Origin of the sequence: Marinobacter sp. UBA2688, from assembly GCF_002352785.1 — a bacterium.
GTDB classification, from domain to species: Bacteria; Pseudomonadota; Gammaproteobacteria; order Pseudomonadales; family Oleiphilaceae; genus Marinobacter; species Marinobacter salarius.
In genome coordinates, this window is the sequence record NZ_DELU01000027.1 from 150,532 (window position 1) to 166,720 (window position 16,189).

Sequence of the window (16,189 nt, forward strand, 5' to 3'; positions counted from 1 at the left end):
CCTAGCGCAGTTGCTTTCCGCTGACGATATCGATGATACGGCTGGGTTGACGATTACCGCCCAGGTCTCCTGGCACCAGCCAATCCAGTTGGCCCTCGAAGTAACGACGTACCTGCCAGGAGGAACGGGCCGGCTGGCGTCCTGCCGGATTACAGGAGGTTGAAACCAGGGGAAAGCCGACCGCCTCGCACAAGGCGCGCACAACAGGGTGGTCACTGACCCTGACAGCGATGGAGCTGTGATGCCCCCGAACCTGTTGTGGGATTTGCTTGCGGATATCCGGCAGAAGACAGGTAACCGGGCCAGGCCAATGACTCATCGCCTGGCGCTGCTGCTCCTTCGGCAATGGGTCCAACAGGAACCGTATCTGATCAACAGACGCCGCCACAAGGATCAGTCCCTTCTCCATGGGACGCTGCTTGAGCGACAGGACCCGTTCAACGGCGTCCTGATCCCAGGGGTCACAACCCAGCCCCCAGACGGCTTCCGTGGGATAGGCAATGACCCCGCCACCAAGGACGGTGCGGCGGGCGCAATGAAGGTGCCAGTCGGACAAAGGTTGCTGTGGTAATTTCATGAAATCTTCAAGTCTGTAAACGTGGCTCAGCCAATCCGTTGAAACCCTCCCGGCGCAGAATCCACCAATCCCTGTAACTCCAAGAGAAGCAGCGACTGCATCAACTGATCGGCGGGAAGACCGGTCACTGAACACAAATCATCGGTTGACTGCGGATCATACCCTAAAGCCTCCAGCACCGCGATTTCCCGGGAGTCCAGGCCTTCGGGTGCTGGCCTTTTCATGATCACCGAAGAGGAATCGCCCTCGTTCTGACTGGTCCACCAGCCGCCGAGTTCCTCGCAGATATCGTCCACGGTTTCCACCAGCTTCGCACCCTGGCGTATCAGGTGATGGCAGCCCCGTGCCAAAGGATTGTGGACCGAGCCCGGAATCGCAAATACCTCCCGCCCCTGTTCCAGCGCCAGTCGGGCGGTGATCAGGGAGCCGCTTTTGAGTCCCGCCTCTACCACCAGGATACCTCGACTAAGGCCGCTGATAATCCGGTTTCGGCGAGGGAAATGGCCCGCCTTGGCGGAGGTGCCCGGCGGGTATTCGGACACAATCACTCCCTCTCCGGCGATGCGCTCACTGAGCGTGCGGTGGCGGTAGGGGTAAGGCTTATCAACACCATTGCCAATCACGGCGACGGTCGGGAAGCCGGCATCCAGGGCGCCGGCATGGGCGGCGCCGTCCACCCCCAGTGCCAACCCGCTGGTCACCAGCAAGCCTTTTTGGCCGAGCGCCGCGGCAAAGGAACGGGCATGTTCCAGCCCGGCCCGGGTGGCGTTGCGGCTACCCACAATACCGATCTGCTCGCGCCCCAGCAGGGAGCGATCACCGCGCACATAGAGGACCAATGGCCCGTCGTGAATATGCCTGAGAGGCTCGGGGTAGTCGGCATCGGCGATGGTCAGGATAGCCGTGCCGGTCCGCAGGCAATCCCGGTATATGCCGTCGGCGCTGGCGATCACAGGGTGAGCGCTATCCTGGCAACGCCATGCTTCCAGAGCGTTGATCGTTTCCGTCGCCAAACCCAGTGCTTTCAGCGTGGCGGCATTATGGGTCAGGAGTTGCTGAAAATCCGGAATCTGTTCGAGGATCGCCTGCTGGCGACGGGCTCCGAATTTCGGCAGACAGGACAGAAATATCCAGAACCCGTGTTCCGACTGGAACAGGTTCGGGACAGACAGGGGCTCGGTAGAGAGGGGCATGGCATCCTTCCGTGGATCAGGGTTGGGTAATGGGGGCTTGCCTTCCTGGCAGGCCGAGGGTGAATTATGCCATAAAAAAAGGAGCCGGCGATGCGGCTCCCTTATCTACGGACATCTTACGCTGTGGTCCGCTCAGGGATTGGTCACCTTGTCACCAACCGACAACGGACGGGTCGCCTGCAGGATCAGGCCATAGCTCATTTTCTCGTAGGTCTGGAACACCATCATCAGCCCGGCACGCTCGGAGGGCAGCTCAATGGTTTCATTGGTGACCGGATCCCGAACCAGATTGCCACTTTTCAGCACGGCCATGACATTGCCCGGCTTCAGACCTTCCCGTTCACCGCGGTTGATAGCCACCACGTCAAACTGCCCGATCTGGCTGACACCACCATCGACCGAGATCATCTGGGCCTCGATGTCACTGTCGGGAGAGCTGGGCACAAAACTGGTGGTGATGCGACGCTCTTCGCCAACCAGCAGACGGTCCCCGATGCGCACTTCCTCATTGGACTGCTTCAGTCGGAGTGTCAGAACGTCTTTATTCTCGGCAATGACTTCACCGCGGGCAATACTCCGGGCCTCAAGGCCAAGAAACTCGCCGGTTTCCGGATCGCGGAATTCCTTGCTGCGGCGGAAGACGCCCACATTGTCAGCCGGCTTCTCACCACGGGCGTAAATCCGATCACCCGCGCCGGTAATAATCCGGCCGTCCTCGCCTTCCAGCACGTAAGGCGCGCCATTGAGTGCCTCAACGTCAACAATACGCGTGTCGGTCAGGAAACTGCTGATCGCATCCAGGGGAATCGCGGGAATCGGCGTATCGATGGGCTCGGAACGCACTTTTGGTGAAAGCTTCACCACCCGATCACTGGAAACCTTGGTAACACGCGGCTTGCCGTCAATATAGACCAGCGCCAGCTCGTCACCCGGATAGATCAGGTGTGGGTTTGCAACCTGTGGATTCACGTGCCAGATTTCCGGCCAGTACCAGGGGTTATTCAGGAAGCGGGCGGAAATATCCCACAGGGTGTCACCCTTCACGACAGTGTAACGCTCGGGATGATCGGACCTCAGTTCCGGGGCGGCGTGGGCCCAGGAGGTTAGCAGCAGCATGCTTGCTGCCAGAGCGTACAGCAGTTTCCTCATTGTTTAAGTCCTTGATCGCGTGCCTTGAATCGATAGATTCTGTTCTTGGTAAGCAGCCGGTACTCTGCCTTTTATACCACTACTATAGAAGATGTCTCGCAAATTGTGATGTTATCTTTTGTTCTTCCAGTAAATTCTACGCTATGGTCGAAAGCTTTTGACTATCAACTGATCAGTTTGTACTCAATGAGCGAGTTGAGGGATAATAGCACCATAAACGGCAAAAACCCGTTGAAACCGGCTCTTTCATCCCGATCATAATAGTCACGGGATGGAAAAATGCGCAGTACGCTGTCGCATTTCGGAGACAGTATTCACACCGTTACAAAAGATAACGGTGAAAGCCAGAATCAGACACCAAAAGTACGAGCGCCATGATACTAGATATTCTCGAATACCCGGACCCCCGCTTGCGCACCCTTGCCAAGCCAGTGGACGAGGTAACAGACGAGACCCGCAAGCTGATCGACGACATGTTCGAGACCATGTACGATGCGCCCGGCATTGGCCTGGCAGCCACCCAGGTCAATGTACACAAGCAGATCATCGTCATGGATCTGTCCGAAGACAAAAGTGAACCGCGGGTATTCATCAATCCGGAAGTGGAAGTGCTTGATGGCGAGCTTGAGGAGATGCAGGAAGGCTGCCTGTCGGTACCGGGTTTCTACGAGGACGTCTCCCGTATCGAACACTGCATGATCAGGGCTATTGGCCGTGACGGCAAACCCTTTGAGCTGGAAGCCCGTGGCCTGTTGGCGGTATGTATCCAGCATGAGATGGATCACCTCAACGGCAAGCTGTTTGTGGACTACCTGAGTTCACTGAAGCGCACCCGTATTCGCAAGAAACTGGAAAAGCTTCACAAGAAAAGCGCCTGAAGCCGCCAAAACAGCGTAAATCGGGACCGGGTGAAAACCCGGTCTTTTCGTATTCAACGGACCAGGAAGCGATACCCGTGCGACTTGTTTTTGCCGGCACCCCCGAATTCGCAGCCACCGCGCTGAAGGCACTGCTCACGACCCATCATCAGGTGGTTGGCGTTTACTCCCAACCCGACCGGCCCGCTGGCCGTGGCCGCAAACTGACACCCAGCCCGGTCAAACAGGTGGCGGTTGAGGCGGGCATTCCCGTGTTTCAACCAGAGTCCCTGAAATCGCCCGAAGCGCAGGAACAGCTCCGCAGTCTTAACGCAGACGTGATGATCGTCGCTGCCTACGGACTGATTCTGCCGCAGGCGGTGCTGGACCTCCCTCGTCACGGCTGCCTGAACATCCATGCCTCGTTACTGCCTCGCTGGCGCGGTGCCGCGCCTATTCAGCGCGCGATCGCCGCGGGTGACCGGGAAACCGGTATTACCATCATGCAGATGGACGCTGGCCTCGACACCGGCGCAATGTTGCTGAAAGCCATTACCCCAATCGAAGACGCGGATACCGGCGGCAGCCTTCACGACCGTCTGGCTGGCCTGGGTGGCGAAGCCATCGTCAAGTCGCTGGAGCAGCTTGAGAAAGGCGAACTGCAGGGCGAAGTCCAGGACGAGGCTAGGGCTTGCTATGCCCGTAAACTCAGCAAGGAAGAAGGGCATATCGACTGGACCCGGGATGCCCCCGCCATCAGCCGGCTGATTCGTGCCTTTAATCCCTGGCCGGGCACCTACACCGACCTGGACGATCTGCGCATCCGCATTCATCAGGCGGAGATTCTGGACGACACCAGCGACAAACATCCCGGCACGGTGATTCGCCGCGACCGCGAGGGCATCGACATTGCCTGCGGCCTGGAATCCCTGAGGATCACCCGTTTGCAGTTGTCCGGCTCGCGGCCACAATCGGTGAACGACCTGATCAACGGCGGCAAGGACATACTGATGCCCGGCCAGGAGCTGAACTGAATGAGCCAGCAGGGCCAGCCACTGCGGGCGGTTGCTGCCCGGGTTTTGCAATCCGTTGAGAACGGCCAGTCGCTGTCCCAATGCCTGCCCCACGCCATGGGTGATGTGGCAGACAACGAACGACCACCACTACAGGCACTGTGCTACGGCACCTGTCGCTGGTTTCACCGGCTCGATGGCGAGTTACAGGCGCGCCTGAAAAAACCGCTGCGCAAATCCGACCGGGTGGTCCACCACTTGATGCTGGTGGCACTGTTCCAGCTTCGCTTCAGTCAGCAGGCCACCTACGCGATTCTGAATGAAACCGTGGAAGCCTGCCGCGCCCTCGAAAAACCACACCTGACAGGGCTGGTGAACGGCGTTCTTCGGGCTGCGGAGCGGGAAGGGGAGCCGCCCATTGCCGACGAAATCGGTCGTTTCAGCCACCCTCCCTGGATGCTTGAAAAACTGCGCCATAACTGGCCTCACGACTGGCAGGCTATTCTCGAAGCCAACAACACCCAGGCCCCCATGACCCTGCGGGTGAACGCCCTGCGCTTCAGCCGCGACGACTACCTGCAATTACTGTCCGATGCCGGTATCGATGCCAACGCAACCGTGTTTGCGCCCCACGGCATCCAATTGGCCGCCCCGGTGCCGGTGGATCTTCTGCCCTGGTTTTCCGAAGGCGCGGTCAGTGTGCAGGATGAAGCAGCCCAGCTCTGCACCACCCTGATGGACCTGGCGCCCGGCCAACGGGTGTTGGATGCCTGTGCCGCACCGGGAGGCAAAACCTGCGCTATCCTTGAAAGCTGCGGACAACTGGAAGAAGTGGTCGCTATCGACGAATCCGCTGATCGACTGCCACGGGTGCAGGAAAACCTGGAACGGCTGGATCTCGTGGCGACACTGAAACAGGCCGATGCCGCAGATATTGACCAGTGGTGGGACCGGAAGCCGTTCGATCGCATCCTGCTGGACGTTCCCTGCAGCGCCACCGGCGTGATTCGCCGCCATCCGGACATCAAGTTGCTGCGCCGTGAATCAGACATTGTCCCGCTCGCCAGCATTCAGCTGGGTCTGCTGGAGTCGATGTGGCAAGTGCTCGCACCCGGAGGGCGCCTGGTCTATGCCACCTGTTCGGTGTTTCCGCAGGAGAATCACCGTATAATTCGTCGATTCCTGAAGCAGCAGGACGACGCTGCCCTGGTGGAGCCCGATGTCCTTTGGGGGCGCGATATGGAAACAGGCCGCCAGATGCTGCCTGTTCCCGAAAGCCACGATGGATTTTTCTACGCTGTGCTGGAGAAACCCGAACCATGAAAATCCTGATTCTCGGTGCCGGCCAGGTGGGCGGGACCCTGGCAGAAAACCTCGCCAACGAAGCCAACGACATCACCGTGATCGACAGTGACAGTACCCGCCTGCGGGAGCTTCAGGATCGACTGGACATTCGGACTGTCCAGGGCATGGCCTCCTTTCCCACGGTTCTGCGCCAGGCGGGCGCTGAAGATGGTGACATGGTCATCGCCGTGACCAACAGTGACGAGGTCAACATGGTGGCCTGCCAGGTCTCCAAGTTGCTCTACAAAACCCCGACAACCATCTGCCGGGTCAGGGCCAACGCCTACCTGGCAAAACCAGAACTGTTCTACCAGCGGGATCAGAAAAAGGATCTGGACAGCCTGCGGGGTTTCCCCATCGATGTTCTGATCAGCCCGGAGCACCTGGTCACCAAGCACATTACACGACTGATCGAATACCCCGGCGCGCTGCAAGTACTGGAGTTTTCCAAGGGGCTTGTTCAGTTGGTCGCCATTCGGGCGACGGAAGGCGGCCCACTGGTTGGCCACGAGTTGTCGTACCTGCGTAGCCATATGCCCAAAATCGAAACACGGGTCGCCGCCATTTTCAGGAAAGACCGGGCGATCATGCCTCAGGGGGATACGGTGATTGAAGACGGCGACGAGGTCTTCTTCATCGCTGCCTCCGACCATATTCGCTCGGTCATGAGCGAGTTGCAGCCACTGGAAAAACCCTACAAGCGCATCTTCATCTGTGGGGGTGGTAACATTGGCCAGCGCCTGGCCCATACTCTCGAATCCCGCTACCAGGTGAAACTTCTGGAACGGGACCACGAACGTTGCGTGATGCTGTCCGAGAACCTTCGCAAAACCGTGGTGCTGGAGGGCAACGCCGCCAACAAGGACATTCTGCTGGAAGAGAACATCGAAAATACCGATGTTTTCTGTGCAGTCACCAACGATGACGAAGCCAACATCATGGCGTCACTGCTGGCCAAGCGCCTGGGCGCCCGCAAGGTACTGACCCTGATCAACAACCCGGACTACGTTGACCTGATCCAGGGCGGCGACATTGATGTCGCTATTTCGCCCCAGCAAACCACCATTGGCAGCCTGCTTACCCACATTCGCCGCGGGGACGTAGTGAACGTTCACTCACTCCGTAGGGGCGCTGCCGAGGCCATTGAGGCCATCGCCCATGGCGACCACCGGTCCTCCCGGGTAGTGGGTAAGCGGCTTGACGAAATCAACCTGCCGGAAGGCACCACCATCGGCGCCATCGTCCGCCACAGCGAAGTCCTCATTGCCCACGACCACCTGCGGGTACAGCCGGATGACCACGTCATCCTGTTCCTGGTGGACAAGTCGCGGATACGGGATGTGGAGAAACTGTTCCAGGTGGGACTGACGTTCTTCTAGCGCAAAATCAATCTTCTGAACCCAACTTAGAAATACGCGATTGGCAAGCGTATAATGCCCCTTTTTTCCGGAGTGCCCCGGCCAGATGCCCGGGCACCACACACAGACTGACCAGCAGGCAAACGTCGTGACAGACAAGGCAACTTCCGCAAACACGCCGGACATCAAAACCTTCCAGGGCCTGATCCTCGCCCTGCAGAACTTCTGGGCGCAGCACGGCTGCGTGGTCCTCCAGCCACTGGACATGGAAGTGGGTGCCGGCACCTTCCACCCGGCCACCTTCCTGCGCTCCATCGGTCCGGAAACCTGGAACGCCGCCTACGTTCAGCCCAGCCGCCGCCCCACCGATGGCCGCTACGGGGAGAACCCCAACCGCCTGCAACACTACTACCAGTTCCAGGTGGTGCTGAAACCGTCCCCGGACAACATTCAGGAACTGTACCTGGATTCCCTGAAGGCTCTTGGGCTGGACCCACTGGTCCACGATATCCGTTTTGTTGAGGACAACTGGGAATCACCCACCCTCGGCGCCTGGGGCCTGGGTTGGGAAATCTGGCTGAACGGCATGGAAGTAACCCAGTTCACCTACTTCCAGCAGGTGGGTGGCCTGGAATGCTATCCGGTCACCGGCGAGCTCACCTACGGGCTTGAGCGCATTGCCATGTACCTGCAGGGCGTGGACAGCGTCTACGACCTGGTCTGGACCGAAGGCCCGGATGGTGTGGTCACCTACGGCGACGTGTTCCATCAGCAGGAGGTGGAGATGTCCACCTACAACTTCGAGCACGCCGACACCGAGTTCCTGTTTCACAGCTTCGATGTGCACGAACGCGAGAGCGCGCGCCTGATCGAAGCCGGCCTGGCATTGCCCGCCTATGAGCAGGTGCTCAAGGCTTCACACACTTTCAATCTGCTTGACGCCCGCCACGCCATCTCCGTGACCGAGCGCCAACGTTTTATCCTGCGGGTTCGCACCCTGGCCCGGGCCGTTGCCCAGGCGTATTTCGACAGCCGCCGCAAGCTTGGCTTCCCGCTGGCACCGGATGCCCTGCGCAAAGAGGTACTGGCAGCGACCGAGGCCGCCGCCGAAAAGGCGAATGGCAAGAAGGGTAAGAAAGCGAAAAAAGCTCAGCAGGAACAGGGGAACGCATAATCATGGCAAAACAGGATTTTCTGGTCGAACTGGGCACTGAAGAGCTGCCTCCCAAGGCCCTCAAGCCACTGTCGGACGCGTTTACCCGTGGCATTACCAATGGCCTGGAAGAGGCCGGTATTCGGTTCGGCAAGGTGGAAGCCTTTGCTGCACCACGCCGGCTTGCCGTCAGGGTACGGGACCTGGAAGACGCTCAGCCGGACAAACCGGTGGAAAAACGCGGCCCGGCCGTGAAAGCTGCGTTCGACGATTCCGGCAACCCCACCCGGGCACTGACCGGCTTCGCCACCTCCCTGGGCGTGACACCGGACCAGCTTGATACGATGGAAACCGACAAGGGCGCCTGGGTAGTCTATCGCACCATCGAGAAAGGCCGTCCCACCGTTGAACTGATGCCGGAACTGGTAGACCAGTCCCTGGCCGCACTGCCGATTCCAAAACGCATGCGCTGGGGCGCGCACAGAACCGAGTTCGTGCGTCCAGTGCACTGGGCCATCCTGCTGTTCGGCAACAAGGTGATCGACACCCCGATCATGGGGCTGACTCCGGGTAACAAAACCCGCGGTCACCGTTTCCACTGCCCGAAATCATTGATCGTGCCCACGCCCGGCGACTACGAAGTGGTGCTGCGCCAGGAAGGGTATGTGACCGCTGACTTCGCCGAACGCCGCGAGCAGATCCGCGACGGCGTCACCGCCATTGCCAGGAAGGAAGCGGGCGGCCAGGCGGTTATCGATGAAGACCTGCTGGACGAAGTCACCGCCCTCAACGAGTGGCCTGTGCCGCTCATGGGCCGTTTCGAGGAACGCTTCCTGGAAGTTCCCGCCGAGGCACTGATTTCCTCCATGAAGGAACACCAGAAGTACTTTCACGTCGTCTCCGCCGACGGCCGGATGCTGCCGCTGTTCATCACCGTTGCCAACCTGGAAAGCAAGGACCCGCAACAGGTCATTTCCGGCAATGAGAAGGTCATCCGCCCACGCCTGTCCGATGCGGCTTTCTTCTATGACACTGACCGCAAGACCCGGCTGGAAGACCGCATCGACCAACTCAAGCCGATCGTGTTCCAGGACAAGCTGGGCAGCATTTACGACAAGTCCGTGCGGGTGGCCGCACTGGCGAAGAAGATCGCCGACGCCATTGGCAGCGATCCCGTTCTGGCTGAACGCGCTGCCATGCTCGCCAAGACCGACCTGGTCACCGAGATGGTGCTGGAATTCACTGACCTGCAGGGCATCATGGGCCAGTACTACGCCGCCAACGACAGCGAGAACGAAGACGTGGCCAGCGCACTGAACGAGCAGTACATGCCCCGCTTTGCCGGTGACGACCTGCCCGCAACACTGACGGGCTGCGCCGTGGCCATTGCCGACCGCATCGATTCCCTGGTGGGGCTGTTCGGCATTAACCAGCCACCGTCCGGTACCCGTGACCCGTTCGGGCTGCGTCGAGCCTCACTGGGCGTATTGCGCATCATCATCGAGCGGGAGCTGCCACTGGACCTGCAAACCCTGTGCGAGTGGGCGGTAGAGGAACACAACAGCATCACCGAACCGAATGTGGCCAACACAGTGGTGGACTATATGCTCGAGCGGTTCCGTGCGCATTATGAAGAGCAGGGCATCAGTGCCGAAGTCTACCTCGCCGTGCACGCCCGCCGTCCAACACGCCCGCTGGACTTTGACCGCCGGGTGAAAGCCGTGGAAGCCTTCCGCCAGCTACCGGAAGCCCTGGCCCTGGCCGGCGCCAACAAACGGGTGTCCAACATCCTTACCAAGCAGGGTGGCGACAGCATTGGTGAAAGCATCGACAGTGAGTTGTTGCAGGACAAGGCGGAAATAACGCTGGCCGACCAAATTCGCCAGCAAGCCGACAAGGCATTGCCACTGTTTGAAAAAGGCGATTACGCGACGGCCTTGAGCTCTCTCGCCAGCCTGCGGGAGCCGGTGGATAACTTCTTTGATGAAGTCATGGTGATGGCTGACGACGAGGCCGTGCGTAATAACCGCCTGGCCATGCTCAACCTGCTGCGTAACCTGTTCCTGCGGGTGGCGGATATCTCGGTATTACCCACTGCCAGTGGGCAGTGAAAATCATACGGGGGCTGGTAAAAAACCAGCCAATCCGTATAATACCGGCCGTTGATCGGCGTGTGGCGCAGCTTGGTAGCGCACTTCGTTCGGGACGAAGGGGTCGCAGGTTCGAATCCTGCCACGCCGACCATTTTCCCGCATCTCAGTCCCTTCTTTACGACGAAATACTCCCCTTTAAGCGACTCTTTTCTTTCAATTGACATAAAGCTTTCACATTGGACATGTACAACGGTGCTCTCATCCCAACGGAGCAGCAGTAATGTCCGACCAATCCTCCCTTTTGGTAGAGAAGCTCTGGCGACTCAAACGTCGCATCGACAAGGGCCAGTGCCCGAGCGTCGACTTTGTCCATCTCAACGTCTTGCTGAGAGAGCCCAACTACCGCAATGACGTTCTGATGCGTGTGGAAGCCAATGGCACGCCAGAGCTTCAGGCGCTGGCACGCGAGATCATGGCCAACGATGATGGCCGTCCGCTGATGGCCAAGTCCTCGAACCAGAAACTTCAGGCCAGTCCCGTCACGCCGCAAAAAAGACGCGGTTGGTTTGCCCGTCACGCGCTAGTACTGGTTCCCGTCATTGGCACGGTTGTCGCCACGGTCGCCGGTTTTACCGCATTTGAGAATCGCAACGTGCGTATCAGCGCCGACATTACCACAGACACCGTCTGGGAAAGCGGTCATCGATACACCCTTGAAAACACCGTGTTTGTGGAAGGCGCGAACCTGACCATTGAACCCGGCGTAACCATAGAGGGCGAACCCGGTTCCGCCCTGGTTGTCACGTCCAGTGCCAAACTGTTTGCCCGCGGCAGCCGTAACCAACCGGTGGTCTTTACCAGTAGCAAGGAACCCGGAGCACGGGCTCGCGGTGACTGGGGTGGCGTTGTGCTTCTTGGAAAGGCACCGGTGAACGAGCCGAACGCCCGCATTGAAGGCGTACCTGAAAACGACACCCGTGGGCAATTCGGTGGCAGCGACACGCAGCATAGTTGCGGCGTGGTGCAATACACCCGCATTGAATTTGCCGGTTTCGAGGTCTATCAGAACAACGAGCTGAACGGCTTAACCCTGGGTGGCTGTGGCTCCAACACCATCATCCAGAACGTGCAGGTTCACCGTGCTCTGGACGACGGTATCGAAATGTTCGGTGGCACCGTCGACCTGAAAAACATCCTGGTGACCGGTGCTGCCGATGACAGCATCGACTGGGACTGGGGCTGGCGAGGCAGGGTACAGTTTGCCATTATTCAGCAGTACCGGGATGTCGGCGATAACGCCTTTGAGGGCGACAACAACGGTTCCAGCCACTCGGCCGTGCCACGGTCCGAACCCACATTCTACAACGTCACCCTTTATGGCAGCGGCCGTTCCGCCAAAGAACACCGCGCTATTATGCTAAGAGAGGGATCCGGCGGCCACTTCCACAATATGATCATCGACAGTTACGCCATTGAGGCCCTGGATACCAGGGATGAGGTCACCGCGCTGGTGGGCATGAATGCCCTGACGTTCAGCCACAACCTGCTTGCCAACAACGGTAGGTTAGGCAACCTCACCATTGTGAACGAAACCGATGATGACGATTTCGGCTTCAACGAAGAGTTGTGGATACGCAGCCCCGAACTGCAGAACACCGTACAGGTTGAAACCGGCTTGCAACCCTCTGTCACCAGCGAGTCGTCGCCGCATTTCCGCCCCAGAAGCTCAGTGCGCGCCATGACTGCCAAACGGCCTCCGAAAGCCGAATTCTTTGATGAGTCGGCAATGTACCAGGGCGCTGTTAACCCCAGGGCCACATCGACCTGGCTGGATGACTGGACGGCATTTCCGGAATCCTGACGAGCTTACCAATGCCTGGGAGGGTGGCTACCTCCACAAAGGAATGCAGAGGTCTGAACTTTTCTGTACCCTGCGCGGCTCTTCGCGAAAGGAACAACCATGACCTCCCAGACAAACTCCCTGGCTACCGATGAACGGCCGGGCGCTTTCTCCGATAGCGACCCGATCGTTCTGACGCTTACGATTGGCTTCATCCTGCTGTTCGTTGGTGCTTCCATTATTGACAGCAGCGCCGTCGCCACAGCGATTGGCGCCGGATTCACCTGGACGGCAAAGTACCTGGGGTCGTTCTTCCAACTACTCCTGCTGGCAACCTTTTTCATCGCACTTGGAACAGCGGTCAGCAAGGCCGGCAATGCACGGATTGGTGGCCTGGACCGGCCGGAAATCAGCCGTTTTCGCTGGCTTTCAATGATCATGTGTACATTGCTGGCCGGTGGAGGGGTGTTTTTCGCCGCCGGGGAACCGGTCTATCACTTTGTGGTAACACCACCGGCGTTTGATACCGAAGCCGGAACGGCTGCGGCCACCGCTCCCGCCATGGCGCAGTCGTTTACTCACTGGGGCTTCCTTGCCTGGGCCGTGCTCGGCTCGCTGACCGCACTGGTTCTCAGCAGGGCTCACTATGATCAGGGCAAACCGCTGCAGCCGCGAACCCTATTGTATCCGGTGTTTGGTGAGAACGCTGTTCAAGGCAAGCTGGGTGGGGTGATTGACGCCCTTTGCGTCATTGCCGTGGTGGCGGGAACCGTCGGCCCTATCGGTTTCCTGGCAACCCAGGTGAGTTTCGGGCTGCACGAGCTGTTTGGCATCACCGATGGCTATGGCACCCAGCTCGCGGTACTGATCATTCTGGCCGGGGTGTACATGACCTCCGCCATGACCGGCCTGCACAAGGGTATTCAGTTGCTCAGCCGGTTCAACGTGCTCCTCGCCCTGGCCATCGCCGCGGTGATTTTCCTGTTCGGTCCCACACTGTTTCTGGCCAACACCTTTACCCAGTCATTCGGCGAGTACCTGACGTCTTTCATGGCAATGTCGACGATGACCGCTGAAACGGCGCCGGACTGGTGGATGAAATGGTGGACGGTGTTTTTCTTCGCCTGGTTTATTGGTTACACGCCTTTGATGGCAGTGTTTGTGTCGCGAATTTCCCGCGGACGCACGGTTCGTGAAATGATCCTCGCGGTTGCCGTATTGGCACCTATTGCCACCACAATCTGGTTTACGCTGCTGGGTGGCTCGGGGATCTATCACCAGCTGGCCGGCACCTTTGACCTGACCGAAGCGTTGAACAATTTCCGTTTTGACGTCGCCACACTGACCGTGGCCCAGGCGCTGCCAGGAGGCACCTGGATGGCCGCCGCGATACTGCTGCTCACCACCATTTTTGTCGCCACCACCGGCGACTCCATGAGCTATTCCATTGCCATGGTGGGTGCGGGCCATGATGAGCCAAATCCTTGGATCCGGGTATTCTGGGGCGGTGCTATGGCGATGATGGCCGCCATTCTGCTGTATATGGGTTCAGGGCAGATTGGCGTGCTTCAGCAGTTCATTGTGATAACCGCCATACCGGTCTCCTTTGTCATACTGCCATCGCTATGGACAGGGCCGAAAGCGGCTATGGCCATGGCCCGTGATCAGGGGCTTGCCTGACCATCATCACCAGTTCGATGCTGCTGTTCCCAGAGCCTGGCGTAATGCCCCTTCTGGCCCAGCAGCTCGACGTGGTTGCCACTCTCGACAATGCAGCCGCCGTCCATCACCAGAATGGTATCCGCATCGCGCGTCGTCGACAGCCGATGAGCGATAACCAGGGAGGTGCGCTGGCGGCTGACTTCCTTCAAGGCCCCCAGAATCGCCTGTTCAGACAGCGAATCCAGAGAAGATGTGGCTTCGTCCAGAATCAATAACGGTGGGTTCTTGAGAAGTACCCGGGCAATGGCGACCCGCTGTTTCTCGCCGCCGGAAAGTTTAAGCCCCCGCTCACCAACCTGTGTGTTATAGCCATCGGGCAGGCTGTGGATAAACTGTTCCAGGTGCGCCATTCGGGCTGCCCGGTACACCTCTTCCTCGCTGGCATCAGGCCGACCGTAAGCCAGGTTCCGAAAAAGCGTGTCGTTGAACAGCACCGTATCCTGGGGCACCACGCCAATGGCGGAACGCAGGCTGTCCTGGGTGACCTCACGGATATCCTGACCATCGATGGTGATACTGCCCCGGTTCACATCGTAAAACCGGAAAAGCAGGCGGGCGAGGGTCGATTTCCCCGCGCCGCTGGCGCCCACGACGGCTACGGTATGCCCAGCGGGAATAGAGAAACTCACGTTCCGGAGGATCTGACGGTTGGGACGATAACCAAAGTGAACCTGGTCGAAACGAACCTCGCCTTTGTCCACCACCAACGCTTTGGCGTTCGGCGCGTCCTCAATGACCGGTTCGTCGCCGAGCAACCCGAACAGCCGTTCCACATTCACCAGCGCCTGGCGGATCTCCCGATACACGAACCCCAGTGCATTGAGCGGTATAAACAGCTGTAACAGGTAGGCATTAATCATGGTGAAATCCCCCAGGGTGATCTCACCACTGGCGACTTCCTGCACTGCCATGGCCATGATGACGATCATCGCCACACCGATGATCAGGGCCTGGCCCGAGTTCAGGGCGGCCAGCGACAGCCGGTTTTTGAGCCGTGCCTGTTCCCAGTCATCCAGGTCCTTGTCGTAGAGCGCTGCCTCGAAGCGTTCGTTATTGAAATACTTTACGGTCTCGTAGTTGAGCAGGCTGTCTATCGCGCGGGAATTGGACTGGTTGTCCCGGGCATTGGCTTCGCGCACGTATTTCGTGCGCCACTCGGTAACCTTGATGGAAAACACCACATACACCACCACCGCTACCAGGATCGCCAGCACATAGCCCACGTTGAACACCACGAAGAGAATACCGGCCACCATCAGGATTTCGAGGAGGGTGGGGACAATGTTGAAGAGAGTGAAACGCAGTAGGAAGCTGATGCCGTTGGTGCCCCGTTCAATGTCCCGGGCCAGTCCGCCGGTTTTCCGGTCCAGGTGAAAGGACAGCTCCCGGTTGTGCAGATGTTCGAAAACCCGCAGTGACACTCGTCGCATGGCCCGTTCCGCGACTCGGGCGAACACCGCGTCCCGCAATTCGCTGAACAGGGTGCTGCCAAATCGGAGCAGGCCGTAGGCGACGACCAGTATGACCGGTATCCACAGCAGTACCTCGCCGCCCTGATTTTCGTCCAGATAGTCGACGATGTATTTCAGGGCGACCGGTGTAGCCACCGTCGCCAGTTTGGAGAAGATCAGGAACCCCAGTGCCAGCATGACTCGACCACGGAATTCCGCCAGATAGGGCCATAGGCCGGCGATGACTTTCCAGTCGGGTTTGTGGTTGGCGGGGTACTCGTTGTCAGCGTAGGCGCGCACTCGGGTTTCCCTTCAATAACGGAGTAGTCGAGCGCACGAGATGGGACTTGTCTGCCAGGACACGCTGTAAATACGTCCCTGTACGCTCGACAAAAGCCATCCATGGCTTTTGACAGTCCTGGCAGACAAGTCCCACCCC

The 16,189-nt window shown here is 59.0% G+C and carries 12 protein-coding genes and 1 tRNA gene; 9 read left to right on the forward strand and 4 right to left on the reverse strand.

Translation table 11 applies throughout. The annotated features are described in order from the left end of the window. Position 1: 1 nt before the first annotated feature. The 3 genes from B3M52_RS18520 to B3M52_RS18530 form a co-directional block, all read right to left on the reverse strand. Entirely contained in the window at positions 2-577 is a 576-nt protein-coding gene (locus tag B3M52_RS18520) for an L-threonylcarbamoyladenylate synthase (RefSeq protein WP_075196393.1), read from the reverse strand. Positions 578-603: 26 nt separating this feature from the next. Beyond that, entirely contained in the window at positions 604-1,770 is a 1,167-nt protein-coding gene (gene dprA, locus B3M52_RS18525; RefSeq protein WP_075196394.1) for a DNA-processing protein DprA, read from the reverse strand. 132 nt (positions 1,771-1,902) lie between these two features. Continuing rightward, entirely contained in the window at positions 1,903-2,919 is a 1,017-nt protein-coding gene (locus B3M52_RS18530; RefSeq protein ID WP_075196395.1) for a LysM peptidoglycan-binding domain-containing protein, read from the reverse strand. Between the two features lie 374 nt (positions 2,920-3,293). On the opposite strand from B3M52_RS18530, the gene def reads away from it, so the two are divergent. The 9 genes from def to B3M52_RS18575 all read left to right on the forward strand — a co-directional run bounded on the left by def (position 3,294) and on the right by B3M52_RS18575 (position 14,257). Further along, positions 3,294-3,797 carry a peptide deformylase gene (gene def, locus B3M52_RS18535; protein WP_036211796.1) on the forward strand — a complete coding sequence of 168 codons (504 nt, stop codon included), beginning with the start codon at positions 3,294-3,296 and terminating at the stop codon, positions 3,795-3,797. A gap of 77 nt (positions 3,798-3,874) precedes the next feature. Further along, a complete protein-coding gene (gene fmt, locus B3M52_RS18540) occupies positions 3,875-4,810 on the forward strand; it encodes a methionyl-tRNA formyltransferase (RefSeq protein ID WP_036211793.1) in 936 nt (311 codons plus the stop codon). Then, positions 4,811-6,112 (forward strand): 16S rRNA (cytosine(967)-C(5))-methyltransferase RsmB, encoded by a 1,302-nt coding sequence (gene rsmB / locus B3M52_RS18545; protein WP_075196396.1) that lies wholly within the window; start codon positions 4,811-4,813, stop codon positions 6,110-6,112. It begins immediately after the preceding gene. Then, positions 6,109-7,512 (forward strand): Trk system potassium transporter TrkA, encoded by a 1,404-nt coding sequence (gene trkA, locus B3M52_RS18550; protein WP_036211787.1) that lies wholly within the window; start codon positions 6,109-6,111, stop codon positions 7,510-7,512. The genes rsmB and trkA overlap by 4 nt, the downstream gene beginning before the upstream one ends. A gap of 127 nt (positions 7,513-7,639) precedes the next feature. Continuing rightward, positions 7,640-8,665, forward strand: a complete 1,026-nt coding sequence (glyQ, locus tag B3M52_RS18555) for a glycine--tRNA ligase subunit alpha (RefSeq protein WP_036212087.1) — start codon at positions 7,640-7,642, stop codon at positions 8,663-8,665. 2 nt (positions 8,666-8,667) lie between these two features. After that, the gene (gene glyS, locus B3M52_RS18560) at positions 8,668-10,755 is read left to right on the forward strand and encodes a glycine--tRNA ligase subunit beta (RefSeq protein ID WP_075196397.1); all 2,088 of its coding nucleotides are present in this window, start codon (positions 8,668-8,670) and stop codon (positions 10,753-10,755) included. Between the two features lie 56 nt (positions 10,756-10,811). After that, a tRNA-Pro gene (locus tag B3M52_RS18565) sits at positions 10,812-10,888 on the forward strand. A gap of 129 nt (positions 10,889-11,017) precedes the next feature. Further along, positions 11,018-12,598, forward strand: a complete 1,581-nt coding sequence (locus B3M52_RS18570) for a hypothetical protein (protein ID WP_075196398.1) — start codon at positions 11,018-11,020, stop codon at positions 12,596-12,598. A 99-nt stretch (positions 12,599-12,697) separates the two neighbouring features. Beyond that, entirely contained in the window at positions 12,698-14,257 is a 1,560-nt protein-coding gene (locus B3M52_RS18575) for a BCCT family transporter (protein WP_036211780.1), read from the forward strand. On the opposite strand, the gene B3M52_RS18580 is transcribed toward B3M52_RS18575, so the two are convergent. Continuing rightward, positions 14,242-16,050, reverse strand: a complete 1,809-nt coding sequence (locus tag B3M52_RS18580; protein WP_075196399.1) for an ABCB family ABC transporter ATP-binding protein/permease — start codon at positions 16,048-16,050, stop codon at positions 14,242-14,244. The two genes, B3M52_RS18575 and B3M52_RS18580, sit on opposite strands and share 16 nt — an antisense overlap. Between the last annotated feature and the right edge of the window lie 139 nt (positions 16,051-16,189).

Excerpts from the sequence above, each read along its gene's own strand:
- B3M52_RS18520 (WP_075196393.1), bottom strand. The coding sequence starts at position 577 with ATGAAATTACCACAGCAACCTTTGTCCGACTGGCACCTTCATTGCGCC.
- dprA (WP_075196394.1), bottom strand. The coding sequence starts at position 1,770 with ATGCCCCTCTCTACCGAGCCCCTGTCTGTCCCGAACCTGTTCCAGTCG.
- B3M52_RS18530 (WP_075196395.1), bottom strand. The coding sequence starts at position 2,919 with ATGAGGAAACTGCTGTACGCTCTGGCAGCAAGCATGCTGCTGCTAACC.
- def (WP_036211796.1), top strand. The coding sequence starts at position 3,294 with ATGATACTAGATATTCTCGAATACCCGGACCCCCGCTTGCGCACCCTT.
- rsmB (WP_075196396.1), top strand. The coding sequence starts at position 4,811 with ATGAGCCAGCAGGGCCAGCCACTGCGGGCGGTTGCTGCCCGGGTTTTG.
- trkA (WP_036211787.1), top strand. The coding sequence starts at position 6,109 with ATGAAAATCCTGATTCTCGGTGCCGGCCAGGTGGGCGGGACCCTGGCA.
- glyS (WP_075196397.1), top strand. The coding sequence starts at position 8,668 with ATGGCAAAACAGGATTTTCTGGTCGAACTGGGCACTGAAGAGCTGCCT.
- B3M52_RS18570 (WP_075196398.1), top strand. The coding sequence starts at position 11,018 with ATGTCCGACCAATCCTCCCTTTTGGTAGAGAAGCTCTGGCGACTCAAA.
- B3M52_RS18575 (WP_036211780.1), top strand. The coding sequence starts at position 12,698 with ATGACCTCCCAGACAAACTCCCTGGCTACCGATGAACGGCCGGGCGCT.